Genomic DNA, 13,274 nt, shown 5'->3' with positions numbered 1-13,274 from the left:
CGCCGGTGTTCCGCTGTTCCTTGAGGGGCGCTGACTGTTGTACGGACACCGTGGAGCATCACCTTGGGGAGCGGCCGGGCGAACCGGTGCGAGCAGAGGGCGGAACACTACATGGTGTAGGGAAGGGGAGGGTGGTCGCCACGTAGGAGGGTGTTACGGGGGTAAGGGAGTGGTGTGAATCGCTCTGCTCGTCGCCGTCAGTTGCGCCGGGGGTTCTTCAACTGCCCGCCCGGGCAGGGGTCCCCGCTCTCTCCGAGGGGGCGGCGGCGGGTGCCGGCCCACCACAGGAGGTCACCCAGCGCGGCACCCGCCGCGACGAGGGCCGTGATCACCCCGGCCATGGTCAGTCCGTCGCCCAGGTGCGGGCGCCCGTGCAGGGCGTGCAGATCGAATCCGCACAGGTGGTACACGCCCACCGCGGCGATCCCCAGACTCGGCACGAGCAGTGCCAGCACGGACGCCGGACCACGCCCCGTGCGTCCGGCGTCACGTTCCCTCACAGGCTCCCCCTGACGTACGACGCTTTCCCCGGGGGAACCTACAGCACGTAGGGTCGCCCCGGCGTGGCCTTGTTCCCATTGTCCCGTGCCGGGTACCCCGGGTCGCGCCCGTCACACTCCGGCGTGTCGGGCGCGACGCCAACAAGGCCTACGTCAGGGGGAGTTCGCGGCAGGTGGTGTCACACGGAGCGGTGGTACTGCTCCGGCACGTGGACCTCGGCGCCGAGTTCGCGTGCCGCGAGCCGCGCGAAGGACGGGTTGCGCAGCAGCTCACGGCCCAGCAGCACCGCGTCGGCCTCGCCGTTGGCGACGATCTTCTCGGCCTGCTCGACGCCGGTGATGAGGCCGACCGCCGCGACGGCGAGTGGCGTCTCCTTCTTCACCCGGGCGGCGAAGGGCACTTGGTAGCCGGGTCCGACGGGGATGCGCACGCCCGGCGCGTTCCCGCCCGTGGAGACGTCGAGCAGATCCACCCCGTGCTCGTGCAACGCGTCCGCGAAACGGACGGTGTCGTCCGCGCTCCAGCCGGCGTCCTCCAGCCAGTCCGTCGCCGAGACGCGGAAGAAGAGCGGCTTGCCGTCCGGCCAGACCTCCCGCACGGCGTCCACGACCTCGAGCGCGAACCGGGTCCGGTTCCCGTACGAGCCGCCGTACGCGTCGGTGCGGTGGTTGGAGTGCGGGGAGAGGAACTCGTTGACGAGGTAGCCGTGGGCACCGTGGATCTCGACGATCTCGAAACCGGCGGCGAGAGCGCGCCGGGCCGCGTCCGCGAACTGCCCGACGATCTCCCGGATCCCGGCGACCGTCAGCTCGTCCGGGACCGGATGCCCGTCGTCGAAGGGGAGGGGGCTCGGGGCGAGCGCCCGCCAGCCGTACGCGTCCGGGCCGACCGGCGCGCCCCCCTTCCAGGGCCGGTCGGTCGAGGCCTTGCGGCCGCCGTGCCCGAGCTGGCTCGCGGGCACCGTGCCCTGGTCCGCGAGGAACCCCGTGATCCGGCGGAACGCCTCGACCTGGGTGTCGTTCCAGATGCCCAGGTCGTACGGGGAGATCCGGCCCTCGGGCGAGACGGCGGTCGCCTCGACGACGATCAGTCCCGTTCCACCGGTGGCGCGTGCCGCGTAGTGGGCGAGGTGCCAGTCGTGCGGGGCGCCCGTGGAGGGGCCCTCCGGGGCTGCCGAGTACTGGCACATCGGCGGCATCCAGACCCGGTTGGGGATGGTGACGTCGCGCAGGACGCAGGGCTCGAAGAGCGCGCTCACGGCGGACTCCATTCGTCGCGGGGCCGGTGTACGGCTCGCACGATAGGCCCCGTAGTACGGCGAGTGTCAAACTACGATGATCGTCGTACTATGAGGGCTCCGGGTGCGGAGCCCGGACCCGGACCGAGGTCCCCGGACGATGTGGAGCCGCCGTGACGACCGCCGCCCCCGCCCCCAGTGGCCGTGATCTGCCGCATCCCCCGTGCGAGGAGATCCGGCTGGAGTCCGTGTTGCACGCGCTCTCCGACCCGATGCGCCTCCAGGTCGTGCGAGAACTCGCCGCCGACGGCGGCGAGCTCTCGTGTTCGCACTTCGTGCTGCCGGTCACCAAGTCCACGACGACCCATCACTTCCGGGTCCTCCGGGAGAGCGGCGTGATCCGGCAGGTCTACCGCGGCACGGCCAAGATGAACGGGCTGCGCGCGGACGACCTGGAGGCCCTGTTCCCCGGCCTGCTCGGCCGCGTCCTGGAGGCGGCGGCCCGCCAGTCGGACCGGCTAGGCGGGCGCTGAGGCCGCCTCCGGCTCCGCTCCGGTCGCCGGCCGGCTCTCCCTGCCGGGAAGGTGGTTGAAGAGCAGGTTGAGAGCGATCGCCGTCAGACAGCCCGCGCTGATACCGCTGTTCATGACCGTCTGGAACCAGTCGGGGAACCGGGCGTAGACCCCGGGCACGCCGACCGGCAGCATGCCGATCGCGACCGAGACGGCGACCACCGTCAGGTTGTCGTTGCCCTTGAAGTCCACCGCGGCGAGGGTGCGAAGTCCGCTCGCCGCGACGGTCCCGAACATCACCAGGCCGGCGCCGCCGAGCACGGGCGCGGGTATCGCCGCGACGACCGCACCCAGCTTCGGCAGCAGGCCGAGCACGACGAGGATGCCGCCCGCCGCCGCGACCACCCACCGGCTGCGCACCCGGGTCATGCCCACGAGACCCACGTTCTGCGCGAACGCCGTGTACGGGAACGTGTTGAAGACACCGCCCAGGACCGTGGACAGACCGTCGGCCCGCAGACCGTCCGCGAGCGTGCGCGCCTCGATGGGCCGGTCGGTCATCTCACCGACCGCGATGAGGTCACCGGTCGTCTCGGTCATCGTCACCAGCGCCACGACCAGCATCGACACGATCGCCGAGGCGTGGAACGACGGCGCCCCGAAGTGGAACGGCGTGCTGATGCCCATCCAGTCGGCGTCCCCGACCCCGCCGAAGTCCGTGAACCCGAACGGCACCGCCACCGCGAGACCCACGGCGATGCCGATGAGGACGGCGATCCGGCTCAGGAAGGCGGGCGCGAATCGCTGCACGCCCAGGACCACGGCCAGCACGAACCCGGCGAGCGCCAGGTTCTTCGGCTCCCCGAAGTCCTCGGCGCCCGCACCGCCCGCCGCCCAGTTGCCCGCCACCGGCAGCAGCGAGACGCCGATGATCAGAATGACCGTGCCCGTGACGAGCGGCGGGAAGAAGCGCAACAGCCGTCCGAAGACCGGGGCGAGCAGGACGATCGCGAGGCCCGCCACGATCACCGACCCGTAGATCGCGGGCAGTCCGCCGCCCGTCGTCCCGATGAGCACCATCGGCGAGACGGCGGCGAAGGTGCACCCCTGCATGATGGGCAGCCGTACACCGAAGCGCCAGAAACCCACGCACTGGATCAGCGTCGCGATGCCGCACACGAGCAGGTCCGCGGTGATCAGATACGCCAGATCGGCGGGCGACAGCTTCATCGCGCCGCCCACGATCAGCGGCACGGCCACCGCGCCCGCGTACATCGCGAGCACGTGCTGGAGCCCGAAGGCGGCCAGCTGGCGTACGGGTGGAACCTCGTCTACGGGATGCACGGGAGCGGTGGTTGCCATGGGCACTCCAGAAGCTGCGGGGAGAGGGGACGTCCGCACGGCCTGCGCACGCCCGGACAGCACGAGACCGTAGGCGCCTTGAACAGTTTGTTGATTTCCGGTCTGTTGCCGGTGTGTGTCATGGGTCGCGAACCGGCCGGCAAGGGAGCCGGGAACGCCTCCACGCGGTGGCCGAGCCCTGGAGCGGCCGACGGGCCGTCAGCGGCCCGCGGCCCGAGCCGCCGTCCACAGCGCGTCCCAGTCGGGCAGCTTGACCACGCCCCGGCCGAGCCGCGCACCGAGTTCCGCCTCGGCCCGCTCGATCGCCTGCCACCCGGCCCACTCGACCGGCCGTACGCCCTCGGCCAGCAGGGCTTCGAGGGGATCCTCGGCGACCTTCCGCCGTACGAGAGCGGGGGCGTCCTCCAGCAGCGAGGTCACCGTCTCCTTGGCGCAGGGCCGGTTGGTTCCGATGACGCCGGTCGGGCCGCGCTTGATCCACCCCGCCACGTACTCGCCGGGAACGACCGTGCCGTCCCGCAGGACCCTCCCGGCCAGGTTCGGCACCGTACCGAGGAGGGGGTCGAAGGGCAGCCCGTCGAGCGGCATCCCCCGGTAGCCCACCGAACGCAGCACCAACTGCGCCTCGATCTCCTCGTACCGGCCCGTCCCCGTGACCCCGCCCGCCCCGTCCGGCACCGTCCGTTCGAAGCGCACCGCCCCCACGCGCCCGCCGTCCGCGAGGAGTTCGACGGGGCGCAGGAAGAACCGCGGGCGGATGCGACGGGGCCGCCCGAGCGGCGTCGCGGCGGCCCATCCCCGCAGCACCTCCACGTTGCGCCGCTGCGCGGCGGGCAGGCCCGACGGGTCGAGGTAGGCCGGGTCGAGCGCCAACTCCGCCGGATCCACGACCACTTCGGCACCGGGCAGGGTGCCCAGCTCGCGCAGCTCCTTGGTGGTGAACCGGGCCTGCGAGGGTCCGCGTCGTCCGACCATGCTGATGTCGGCGACCTTGCCGGCCGCCAGCGCGGCGAGGGCCGCCTCCGGGATGTCCGTAGGGCTGAGTTCCGGTGCGCCACGCGCCAGGATCCGGGTCACGTCCACGGCGACGTTCCCGACGCCGATGACCACGGCCGAGCGCGCGTCCCGCACGAACTCCTCGACCTCCGCGTCGGGGTGCGCGCTGTACCAGGACACGAACTCGGTGGCCGACCAGCTGCCCGGAAGGTCCTCGCCGGGCACGCCGAGATGCCGGTCGGTGGCGGCGCCGACGCAGTACACGACCGCGTGGTACAGCTCCCGCAGCCGCGCCACGGGGATCCCGCCCGGGCCGATCTGGACACCGCCGAGGAACCGCACCCGCTCGTCCTCCAGGACGGCGCGCAGGTTGTTCTGCAACGACTTGATCTTCTCGTGGTCGGGCGCGACCCCGTAGCGCACCAGGCCGTACGGGCAGGGCAGCCGGTCCAGGACGTCGACCCGGACGTCGGGCGGACCGCTCCGATGGACAAGGCTCTGGGCGCTGTAGACCCCGCTGGGTCCCGAGCCGACGACGGCGACATGCAGCACGGCGGAACTCCTCACCCGAGGGATCAGGAAGATCGCGGACGTGAGAGCGCTGGTCCCTCCAGGATCGCACCCCCGGTGCTCCGCTGACAGGGTGCTGCGCGGGGCAGAGGCGCGCGTGTCCGTTCGTATGGAATGTGATGATGCGGTTACGTTCCGTATGTGCTAGAAGCATCGTTCCTTAATCTGTCCGACCGATGCCGCGCGGACGGCGCGGTGTCGGTGTGGCCCGCCTGGGAGGTCCGGGAGGGCGAGACCGCCACCTCCTGGTTCCATGTCCGGCTGGCCTTCGCCGACGGCGCCCGCGTCGACCTGCTCGCCGTGCTGGCGGAAGCCGGCCTGTCGGTCGAGGACGTACGGGCCGAGCCGCCCCTCTCGCTCGACGACCTCGCGACGGTCGCCGACTGGATCGAGGAGCCGCTGTTCGAGGCGTGCGGAAGCAGGCTCGGCGCCGACGGGGACCCGGAGCAGGAGGGCCAGGCGCGCAGGGCCCGGCCGGCCTGGCCGCGTGGCGCCGAGGGCCGTCAGCTGATCGCCGACGAGTACCGCGCCGCCCAGGAGGAGGGTGTGGATCCGGTGCTCGCGGTGATGGACGCCACCGGGCACAGCCGCCGAAAGTCCCTGCGGCTGATCGCCGGGGCCCGGGACGCGGGGCTGCTGACGCCACGTCACGTCCGCCGCTGACGCCGGCGGACCGGAGGGCCGTGGGCGTCAGGACATCGCGCGCATCCGGCTGATCTCGCTCGTCTGCTGCGCGATCACGTCGTCGGCCATCTCCTCGATCTGGATGTTGTTGCCCTGCGCCTTCACGTCCGTGGCCATGGTGATCGCGCCGTCGTGATGGGTGATCATCAGCCGGAGGAAGAGCCGGTCGAACGCGGTGCCGTCGGCCGCGCGCAACTCCTCGAGCTGCGCCTTCGTCGCCATGCCGGGCATGTCCGCGTGGTCGTGGCCCGTGGACGCGCCGGCGCCGCCGTGCGCCTTCAGCCAGCTCTTCATGGTGGCGATCTCCGGACCCTGCGCGGCGGCGATCCGTTCGGCGATCCGTCGGACGGGGCCCGACTTCGCGCGGTCCGGAGCGAGTTCGGTCATCCGCAGGGCCTGGGTGTGGTGGGTGATCATCATCCGCGCGTAGGCGAGGTCGGCGGCGTTGGGGGTGTCGTCGGGGCGCCGTTCGTCCGCCTCCTTCGCGGACAGGGTCTCCGCCGCCTCACCCGGTCTGCCGGGCGCGATCACCGAAGGCCCGTCCGTCGCTGCGGACTTGGTGTCGGAGCCGGAGTCGCAGCCCGCCAGCGCGAGGGCGGCGACGGCCAGCGAAGCCACGACCAGGGGTGTACGGGACGCATGACCAGCGAGCACAGCGACCTCCTGCGGCGCACGAATCGGCGGACATCACACGGGTGTTGATGACCGTCCTAACACGCTTCCGAACGTGACTGATCAAAAACGTTCATTACGAGTACGTTGCCATCTGTTGATCTGTACATGGTGAGGACGATACTTCAGGGGTCCGTGAACCGTTCGACTGCGAACGGCTACAAGGGAGAACACAGTGACCCTGTTGAACCACCCCCGAACGCGGCGCAGGAGACTGGGAGTTGTCGCGGCTGCGGCCGGACTCCTGGCCGCGTTGTTCACAGCAGTCCCGGCGTCCGCCACCCCCGACCCCGGGGACACCCCCACCACACGGGAGCAGGTTTCCGGCAGCGAAGCCGCCGAGGCGCGCGCGGCGATCGCGAGCGGAGGGATACCCGGGACCGACGAGGTCGTCCACTCCGACAACATCGAACATCTCGCCAACGTCCCCAAGGAGGCCTTCACCGGCCTCAACTCGGACCTGGCCTTCCAGGGCAGGTACGCCTTCGCCGGCAACTACGACGGGTTCCGCGTCTTCGACATCAGCAACCCGAAGGCGCCGAAGACCGTCGCGCAGGTGCTCTGCCCCGGCTCGCAGAACGACGTGTCCGTCTCCGGAGACCTGCTCTTCCTGTCGACCGACTCCTCGCGCAGCGACAACTCGTGTGCGAGCACGACGCAGCCCGCGACCGAGAAGTCCTCGTGGGAGGGCATGAAGATCTTCGACATCAGCGACAAGGCCAACCCCAAGTACGTCGCGGCCGTCGAGACCGCCTGCGGCTCGCACACCCACTCGCTGGTGCCCGAGCGCAAGAACGTCTACGTCTACGTCTCCTCGTACTCGCCGAGCGCCACCTTCCCCGACTGCCTGCCCCCGCACGACGGCATCTCGGTCATCAAGGTCCCGCGCAACGCCCCGGAGAAGGCGGCCGTGGTGAACTTCCCCGTGCTCTTCCCGGGCGAGGGACCCGACGGCGGCGGCAACCCCGGCTCGCCCACCAACCCGGGCGTCTCCAAGACGACCGGCTGCCACGACATCACGGTCCTGCCGTCGAAGGACCTGGCCGCGGGCGCCTGCATGGGTGACGGCATCCTGTTCTCCATCGAGGACCCGGAGCACCCGGAGGTCATCGACCGGGTCCAGGACAACGTGAACTTCGCGTTCTGGCACTCGGCGACCTTCAATCAGAAGGCCGACAAGGTCGTGTTCACCGACGAGCTGGGCGGCGGCGGAGCGGCCACCTGCAACGAGGCGACCGGCCCCGACCGCGGCGCCGACGGCATCTACGACATCGTCGGCAGGGGAGACCACCGCAAGCTCGTCTTCCGGAGCTACTACAAGATTCCCCGCCACCAGGCCGACACCGAGAACTGCGTGGCCCACAACGGCTCGCTGATCCCGGTCAAGGGCAAGGACCTCATGGTCCAGGCGTGGTACCAGGGAGGCGTCTCCGTCTGGGACTTCACGAACTCCGCCGAGCCGAAGGAGATCGCCTACTTCGAGCGCGGCCCGCTGTCCACCGACACCCTGCAGGTCGGCGGCTCCTGGTCGGCGTACTACTACAACGGCTACATCTACTCGAACGACATCGCCAAGGGCTTCGACGTGCTGAAGCTCAGCGACCGGCGGACGGACCCGGCCAAGCGGGTCCACCTGCGTGAGCTCAACGTCCAGACGCAGCCGGACTACTTCGACTGATCGTCCTCCGGCTCCGGGCCTGTCTCGAAGAAGCGTGACAGATCCGTCCCGGGGGTTCCGCCCGATGCCTCGGCATCGGGCGGAACCCCCAACTCCCATTCCAGCCGGTACCGTTTGAACAACTCCGTCCGCAGCACCGGAACCTGCATCGGCACGCCCGGCACCAGTGCCGCGTAGACCGCGCCCATGAGCAGCGCCCGCAGCATCGGGTAGTCCGCCGTGACCTGCGTCGAGCCGTACGCTGCGACGGTCTCCCCGAGCAGTTCGGAGAGCCGGCGCTGCTCCGGGCACTGGACGAACCCCTCGGCCTGGAGCAGTCCGGCCATGTGCTGGCGCATGAGCACCGGCTGGTCGCGGGTGAGACCGAGGATCGCGTCGATGGCCCGTGCCATCCGCTCCCGGCCGTCCTCGGTGCGCGGCTCGCGCTGGAGCGCCTCCTCCAGTGTGCGGTGCATCAGCCGGTGCACGGCCGACTGGAGGAGCTGGCGCTTGCCGGGGAAGTAGTACGACACCAGTCCGCGGGCCGATCCCGCCCGGTCGGCGATGTCCCCGAGCGTCGTCGCGTCGTAGCCGCGCTCGCTGACCAGCTCCACGGCGGCCTGGAGCAGCCGCTCCCGGGAACGCCGCCGCAACTCTTCATTGACCGAGGCGCTTCGCGGGGACATGCTGTAACTCCTGCGTTGACTGGCTGCCAGCCAACTATACTCAACGCGTCCGGATCGAGGCCCTCCGCGGGTCGCTTCCGGGCTGCCGCCGACCTGGGGCGACGCGGGGGATCGCCTCAGGTCGGACGCGGCAGCGACGTGCGCCGTGCTGTCGGCGCCCTCAGGAACCGCCCTCGTGCATCGCGGGCGCGGTCCGCGTCGGGGTCGCCTCCTCCTCCGCGGGGTCGCCGCGCGTGGCACGGAGGACGCGCCGCCAACTGGCGGCCATGTACCAGCCCATGCACAGGCTCAGCAGCGCGTTGCCTACGAGGGATTGCCTGTCCCGGCTGAGCGCGGTGTTGAGGAGGGCGGCGCCGGTGACATACGTGAGCAGCCCGGCGAGGAGGATCCAGAGTGCTGTCTTCAAGGACACCTCATGAGAGTGCGGTGGGGGCGCCAACCTAGCCACGTCTCCCGTATTTAGGGTCATTTGACCCGTGTTGGTCCAAGCTTGACCATCGCTGGCCGATCAAGCCCGAGAGTGATCCATCGCGCGGAGGATCGGCCCAGGCGGGACGCGTGGTACCCCTGAAGGTCGCCCGAGGCCACCTCTATCGCTCGCCGAGCCCGCGCGTCCTCCATAGAGTGGCCTGGAGCCCTGAGGAGGCATACGGACATGGATCAAGAGCAGATCCTGACCAGGATCACGGCGATGGTGGACGACGAGCGACGGCTGCGCGACGCCGTGGCGGCGGGCGAGATCGACAGCTCCACGGAGCACGCGCGTCTTTCGGATCTGGAGCGCGAGCTCGACCAGTGCTGGGACCTGCTGCGTCAGCGGCGTGCCAAGTCCGAGTTCGGTGAGAACCCGGACGAGGCGCAGTCGAGGCCGTCGTCGCAGGTCGAGGGCTATCTGGGCTGAGGGCGGCTCTCGGGCGGTCCGTCAGTCCGGCGGACCGAGCACCGCCCGGAGCCCGTCCGGGCGGTCCGTCAGGGGCAGATGGTCGACGAAGTGCACCGCGCAGCCCAGGGCTGCCGCACCGCCGTCCGCCCGCCGGTCGTCGCCGACCATCAGGGTGTCCTCGGGAGCGACGCCGAGCGCGGTGCAGGCGATCGCGAAGAGCCGCGGATCCGGCTTCTGGATGCCGTGCTCGTACGACAGCGTGTAGGCCCCCACGTGCGAGTCGAGACCGTGCTCGCGGAACACGGGGCGCAGGTCCCACCCGATGTTGCTGACCACGCCGACCGCGACACCGCGCTCGCGCAGCGCGCCGAGCACGTCGCCGGCGTCCGGGTAAGGGGTCCAGGCGGCGGGCGCCATGTGGCGCTGATACAGCGCGTCGTGCAGATCGGGTCCGGGCAGGGACACCAGCCGGGAGAGACCGGTGAACGCGGCCCTGTGCTCGGCGGCACTCCGGTCCCGGGCGGCCCACACGGCGTCGAGATGCGCCGGTACCGGCACGGTCGGCTTGGCGCCACCGGGGAGCGCACCCGCCGACTCCAGCGCCCGTGCCGTGTGCGCCAGTTCCGCCTCGGAGAGGTCGTGCCCGGTCCCGGCGAGGGCGGCGCGCAGCCAGGAGTCGGCGGACTCGATACGGAAGAGGGTCCCGGAGAAGTCGAACAGCACGCCCTTGACGGTCATGGGGGAATCCTTCGGTGAGCCGACACCGCCGGTCAAGAGGGCCCCCGGTCGTCCCACCGTCCGTAGGCGCCCACGGCAAGGGCCACGACGAGGGCCCCGATGAGCCAGCCGCCCACCACGTCGGACGGCCAGTGCACCCCGAGCCATACGCGGGTCAGCCCCACCCCCACGACGCTGACGACGGCCAGGGCCACCGCTGTGCACCGCACGGCGCGTCCGGCGTCGTACCGGTGGAGGAGCCACAGCAGCAGGCCGCAGACGACGGTGGCCGTGAGGGCGTGGCCGGAGGGGAAGGCGGCGTAGTGGGCGGAGTCGACCGGGTCGGGCCAGACGGGCCGGTCGCGTCCGACCGCCCACTTGAGCCCCTGCTGCAACAGTGTGCCGAGCGCGCACGCGGCGACCAGCCACAGGGCGAGCCCCCACACCGCGTGGCGCAGGACCAGCCGGACCACGGCCACCGCGCACAGCGCCCGCATGGTCCAGGGGTCCCACAACCAGTCCGTCAGGATCCGGCACACGTGCGTGGCGCTCGGTGCGTCGACCGCCCACCGGTGCGTGGTGCCGGCGATGTCCTCGTCCAGGGTCATGAGGGGGCCCCAGGAGAGGGCGACGAGGAGGAGAAGGGCCACCGTGGGTGGGGCCAGTGCTGCCGCCGTGATCAGCGCTGTGCGGGTCGGGGGGCCGGGCGGGAGGCGCATGCACCGATCCTCGCCGACGGACGCCCTTCGGCCCTCACCCCGACGCGCTCCGCCGGGGCGGAGCCAGTTGCCATCCACCCCTCGACGCGCCCCGCCGGGACGGAGCGGGTTGCCACCACCGGAGCCACCGGTCGCTCCGGGCCGTGCCACCTCAAGCCTTCCTTCGCCCCTCCGTTCCTACCCGCCCGGACCTGGAGCTCCGCTCCAGACCCCGCCCCTCCGACGCCGGAGGGGCTGGACGGGGAGTGGACTACCCCAGCGCCCGCAACCCCGGAACGAACGCCACCAGCACCGGAATCACCGGCACCAACGCGGCGGCCGCCGTCAACTGGAGTCGCCGCGTCGCCGTGAGCCGGTGCCGGGGTGCGAGGAGGCGGTCCACGCGCTGGGGGACATGCGCCCCCGGCGTCGGGCACGGCCCGAACACCCCGCGGTCCTCGTTGAGTTCGACCAGGGCGAGCGCGATCGTCAGACGCCCGAAGCGCCGCGACGCGACGTCGTCCGCGGCGAGCTCCACCAGCCGGTGCATCTCGTCGCGGAACGCCGCGAAGACGGGCACCTGGGGGAATCCGTTGGCCAGGGCCCCCGAACAGTGCAGCAGCCAGTCGTGGCGGGCCCGCGCGTGCCCCTGCTCGTGAGCGAGCACGGCGTCCAGCTGGCGTCCCTTCAGGCGCCGCAACGCGGCTGTGGTGATGACGAGTTGGGGCGCCGCGCCGGGTAGCCACCAGGCGTCGGGACGCTCCCCCTCCAGCACGACGAGACGATCCTCGCCGGGCTCCTCACCGGGCAACAGCGGCGCCCGCACGAGGAGTTCGCGACGGCTCTGCCGGCGCCTGCGCCGCGCCCGGAAGATCTCCCGCGCCAGCATCGCCGCGGTCCAGGCACCACCGCACGCGAGGGCCACGGCGGTCGTCGCGGCCCAGGGGCTGCCCGCGCTCAGCGCGTAGGCGTCCACGACAGGGGCCGGTGCGCCATCGAAGAGGTGGCCGCGCACGGCGGCCCAGGCCGCCGCCGCGGAGAGGGTCATCGACAGGACGCAGCACAGCAGAACCGCCGCCACCACGCACTGCCAGACCCACAGGGCGACCACCGGTTCTCGGTCCGGCCAGTCCGCCCGGGCAAGCAGTCGCGGAGCGACCACGGCGACCAGGGCGCCGAGCAGCAACAGTGCCGCGGGGACCATCATGGGCCGAAGCCTATGAGCGGGGCGTCGCCGCTGGATACGGTCAGCGACGGCAAGTGACGTACGCCACGGTTTCGTACAGCTCCGGCTGGACGCAGGGCCCTGTCTCAGAGCGTGACCAGCATCGCCAGCATCGCGATCCCCATCGACAGACGGCAGGCCTGGGAGAGCTCGGGCCGGTCCCCCCACCGGACGGTACGACGCGCGCCCCACTCCTCGGTGACGGGCGTACTCCTGGTGCCACTGCCAAGACCGCCACCGGACGCAGCCAGGGGCAGGAGCCGGACGCCCGAGCGGAGGACGTAGCCGGTGAAGTAGAGGAGAAGCGCTCCGGTGATGAGGGGGACCCCCGCGCTGCCGTGGCTGTGTGCGTGGTGGGCCGGAGCGACGGTCATCACGGCCGCCATGTAGACCATGGCGACAGCGCCCATCAGATGGTGCACCTGATGGGGGCTGCTCCTCGCGGTCCGCAGGCCCCGCAGCGCGGCGGCACCGAACACGGTCACGTACGCGAGCCATGCCCAGCGGGGCGGGACCACCACGGCGGCCGGTACGGCCATCGCGGCCATGCCGAACCCCATGAGCGCCTCGGCACCCGCGGTGCGCCGCTGTTCCTCGACGGGGCTGCGCATCCGCAGCAGGCAGTAGGCCCCGGTGGCCGCGCACAGTGCGACGAGCAGCCAGCCGGGCGAAGCCGGTTCGTACACCGTGGAGCCTCCCCGCTCGACGACGCCGACACGACGGACGAAGGACGCCGATGCCGGACGGCGCGGCGGCGGTCGCCGCGCCACAGCCTCGGAAGGACGGACGGACGGACGGACGGACGGTTGGTTGGTCGGTCAGGGCATGCCCAGGCCGGCCGGGGCGCAAGCAAGCGCAAGGGTGTACGAGGGGG

15 protein-coding genes are annotated in these 13,274 nt (G+C 71.5%); 4 read left to right on the top strand and 11 right to left on the bottom strand.

What is annotated here, in order from left to right; translation table 11 throughout:
* Positions 1-197: 197 nt before the first annotated feature.
* Positions 198-500 carry a hypothetical protein gene (locus tag ACIRQH_RS17220; RefSeq protein ID WP_358816699.1) on the bottom strand — a complete coding sequence of 101 codons (303 nt, stop codon included), beginning with the start codon at positions 498-500 and terminating at the stop codon, positions 198-200.
* 179 nt (positions 501-679) lie between these two features.
* Positions 680-1,759, bottom strand: a complete 1,080-nt coding sequence (locus tag ACIRQH_RS17215; protein WP_404226453.1) for an NADH:flavin oxidoreductase/NADH oxidase — start codon at positions 1,757-1,759, stop codon at positions 680-682.
* Positions 1,760-1,911: 152 nt separating this feature from the next.
* Between ACIRQH_RS17215 and ACIRQH_RS17210 the strand changes: the two genes are divergently transcribed.
* Positions 1,912-2,271, top strand: a complete 360-nt coding sequence (locus ACIRQH_RS17210) for a helix-turn-helix transcriptional regulator (protein ID WP_358816697.1) — start codon at positions 1,912-1,914, stop codon at positions 2,269-2,271.
* Here the strand turns inward: ACIRQH_RS17210 and ACIRQH_RS17205 are convergent.
* Positions 2,257-3,612: a nucleobase:cation symporter-2 family protein gene (locus ACIRQH_RS17205; RefSeq protein WP_358816696.1), complete on the bottom strand. Its 1,356-nt coding sequence runs from the start codon at positions 3,610-3,612 to the stop codon at positions 2,257-2,259. The genes ACIRQH_RS17210 and ACIRQH_RS17205 overlap by 15 nt on opposite strands.
* A 198-nt stretch (positions 3,613-3,810) precedes the next feature.
* Entirely contained in the window at positions 3,811-5,160 is a 1,350-nt protein-coding gene (locus ACIRQH_RS17200; RefSeq protein WP_388933598.1) for an FAD-dependent oxidoreductase, read from the bottom strand.
* 213 nt (positions 5,161-5,373) lie between these two features.
* On the opposite strand from ACIRQH_RS17200, the gene ACIRQH_RS17195 reads away from it, so the two are divergent.
* Complete coding sequence (locus tag ACIRQH_RS17195; RefSeq protein WP_358816821.1) at positions 5,374-5,841, top strand: DUF6214 family protein; 468 nt, start codon at positions 5,374-5,376, stop codon at positions 5,839-5,841.
* A 27-nt stretch (positions 5,842-5,868) separates the two neighbouring features.
* Here the strand turns inward: ACIRQH_RS17195 and ACIRQH_RS17190 are convergent, their stop codons facing one another.
* Complete coding sequence (locus tag ACIRQH_RS17190) at positions 5,869-6,480, bottom strand: DUF305 domain-containing protein (protein ID WP_388870462.1); 612 nt, start codon at positions 6,478-6,480, stop codon at positions 5,869-5,871.
* A 229-nt stretch (positions 6,481-6,709) separates the two neighbouring features.
* Here ACIRQH_RS17190 and ACIRQH_RS17185 point away from each other — a divergent pair, with 229 nt between their 5' ends.
* Positions 6,710-8,212 (top strand): hypothetical protein, encoded by a 1,503-nt coding sequence (locus ACIRQH_RS17185; RefSeq protein WP_358816693.1) that lies wholly within the window; start codon positions 6,710-6,712, stop codon positions 8,210-8,212.
* On the opposite strand, the gene ACIRQH_RS17180 is transcribed toward ACIRQH_RS17185, so the two are convergent.
* Positions 8,200-8,877, bottom strand: a complete 678-nt coding sequence (locus ACIRQH_RS17180) for a helix-turn-helix domain-containing protein (RefSeq protein WP_358816692.1) — start codon at positions 8,875-8,877, stop codon at positions 8,200-8,202. The genes ACIRQH_RS17185 and ACIRQH_RS17180 overlap by 13 nt on opposite strands.
* Positions 8,878-9,037: 160 nt before the next feature.
* Positions 9,038-9,283 (bottom strand): hypothetical protein, encoded by a 246-nt coding sequence (locus ACIRQH_RS17175; protein WP_404226452.1) that lies wholly within the window; start codon positions 9,281-9,283, stop codon positions 9,038-9,040.
* Between the two features lie 249 nt (positions 9,284-9,532).
* Here ACIRQH_RS17175 and ACIRQH_RS17170 point away from each other — a divergent pair, with 249 nt between their 5' ends.
* Positions 9,533-9,778 (top strand): DUF2630 family protein, encoded by a 246-nt coding sequence (locus ACIRQH_RS17170; protein WP_358816690.1) that lies wholly within the window; start codon positions 9,533-9,535, stop codon positions 9,776-9,778.
* Positions 9,779-9,799: 21 nt separating this feature from the next.
* Here the strand turns inward: ACIRQH_RS17170 and ACIRQH_RS17165 are convergent, their stop codons facing one another.
* The 4 genes from ACIRQH_RS17165 to ACIRQH_RS17150 form a co-directional block, all read right to left on the bottom strand.
* Positions 9,800-10,498, bottom strand: a complete 699-nt coding sequence (locus ACIRQH_RS17165; protein WP_404226451.1) for an HAD family hydrolase — start codon at positions 10,496-10,498, stop codon at positions 9,800-9,802.
* Between the two features lie 32 nt (positions 10,499-10,530).
* A complete protein-coding gene (locus tag ACIRQH_RS17160; RefSeq protein ID WP_404226450.1) occupies positions 10,531-11,196 on the bottom strand; it encodes a phosphatase PAP2 family protein in 666 nt (221 codons plus the stop codon).
* A 250-nt stretch (positions 11,197-11,446) separates the two neighbouring features.
* Complete coding sequence (locus tag ACIRQH_RS17155; protein ID WP_358816688.1) at positions 11,447-12,382, bottom strand: M56 family metallopeptidase; 936 nt, start codon at positions 12,380-12,382, stop codon at positions 11,447-11,449.
* A gap of 104 nt (positions 12,383-12,486) precedes the next feature.
* Positions 12,487-13,086: a DUF5134 domain-containing protein gene (locus ACIRQH_RS17150; protein ID WP_388870446.1), complete on the bottom strand. Its 600-nt coding sequence runs from the start codon at positions 13,084-13,086 to the stop codon at positions 12,487-12,489.
* Positions 13,087-13,274 lie beyond the last annotated feature (188 nt).

It is taken from the genome of Streptomyces sp. NPDC102279 (assembly GCF_044766365.1).
GTDB lineage: Bacteria > Actinomycetota > Actinomycetes > Streptomycetales > Streptomycetaceae > Streptomyces.
This window is presented reverse-complemented; position numbering and strand designations above follow the sequence as displayed.

Bases quoted from the DNA above. Each gene is read 5' to 3' on its own strand.
- ACIRQH_RS17165 (WP_404226451.1), bottom strand. From the start codon at position 10,498: ATGACCGTCAAGGGCGTGCTGTTCGACTTCTCCGGGACCCTCTTCCGT.
- ACIRQH_RS17170 (WP_358816690.1), top strand. From the start codon at position 9,533: ATGGATCAAGAGCAGATCCTGACCAGGATCACGGCGATGGTGGACGAC.
- ACIRQH_RS17205 (WP_358816696.1), bottom strand. From the start codon at position 3,612: ATGGCAACCACCGCTCCCGTGCATCCCGTAGACGAGGTTCCACCCGTA.
- ACIRQH_RS17180 (WP_358816692.1), bottom strand. From the start codon at position 8,877: ATGTCCCCGCGAAGCGCCTCGGTCAATGAAGAGTTGCGGCGGCGTTCC.
- ACIRQH_RS17155 (WP_358816688.1), bottom strand. From the start codon at position 12,382: ATGATGGTCCCCGCGGCACTGTTGCTGCTCGGCGCCCTGGTCGCCGTG.
- ACIRQH_RS17160 (WP_404226450.1), bottom strand. From the start codon at position 11,196: ATGCGCCTCCCGCCCGGCCCCCCGACCCGCACAGCGCTGATCACGGCG.